The organism is Vibrio sp. Vb0888 (genome assembly GCF_033338835.1).
GTDB classification, from domain to species: domain Bacteria; phylum Pseudomonadota; class Gammaproteobacteria; order Enterobacterales; family Vibrionaceae; genus Vibrio; species Vibrio alginolyticus.
In genome coordinates this window covers 1-1,019 of record NZ_JAWOTL010000353.1, presented here as the reverse complement: position 1 = coordinate 1,019, position 1,019 = coordinate 1, and the positions used below count along the sequence as shown (strand labels likewise).

The 1,019-nt window shown below is 42.5% G+C and carries 1 protein-coding gene; it reads left to right on the top strand.

The genetic code is table 11. The annotated features are described in order from the left end of the window. Nucleotides 1-696, top strand: a 696-nt coding sequence (locus tag R7P72_RS26205; protein ID WP_411912915.1) for a tetratricopeptide repeat protein, incomplete at its 5' end; no start/stop codon positions are given. Between the last annotated feature and the right edge of the window lie 323 nt (nt 697-1,019).

Here is a 1,019-nt window from a genome sequence, read left to right as displayed (position 1 = left end):
GCAATCGCTATGAGTAAAGAACCTAGTGAATCTTGGTATCAGCTACTGATGTCTGCGCATTATGAACTTAAGCAGTTCAAGAGCGTTGCGGGTGTATTGAAAACATTAACCACTAAATATCCAAAAAATAAGCGTTACTGGACTCAATTGTCTGGTATTTACATGGAGTTAAATCAAGAGCGCAATGCCCTTTCAACACTAGAAATGGCTCATAAGATGGGTCTCTTAGAAGGTGAGAAAGAATACCTACGTTTAGTAAACTTCCAAGCTTATCAAGGGGTACCTTTCCGCGCAGCGAAAACACTTCAAGCAGCCTTTGATAATGGTCATGTAGAACGCAACGCAAAAAATTCGGAAACACTTGGTTCGTTTTGGCAGCAAGCACAAGAACTTGAACAGGCTATCGACGTCTATCAGCAAGCTTACAATCTTGCTCCACAAGCAAAAACTCAAATAAAAATTGCTCGTCTAATGATTTTAGACAAGCAATATACGGAGGCGACGAAGTTTACGCAAAACGCCGCCCCAGATGCTAAGCACGAACAAAAAGGAGAGCTCTCTTACATTCGTGGCATGGCATATTTTGAGTTAAACCAACCGAGTAATGCTCTTAAAGCAATGAAAAGTGCGGCTCAATCTCCAGATATGAGAGCAATGGCGAGCCCTTGGATTAATTTCCTAGAGTCACAAGGGTAAGTCATGCATTTAGCATGGCGCGAAAATTAAGTGTGAGTCAGTCGCACGCCTGGGGAAGTGAAAGCTTCCCCTTTTTTCGTCGTTTTTCAGTTCTCAATCCGTTGTCATTGAAGGGTATGCAAACCAAAAGATCAACTGGTAACCACATAGAGATCATGATACTCTTCGCCTCCATTTTTCTGGCGGGATTATCACCAATCACCATTTCCATAATGGCTGATTCCTTGCCGCCAGTGCTATCGTTATAAGACTGTCGAAACTTTCCTTCGGCACTCAATCAATCCAATCAAAAGTGGAACAGTACAATGGGCAAAGGTACTCTC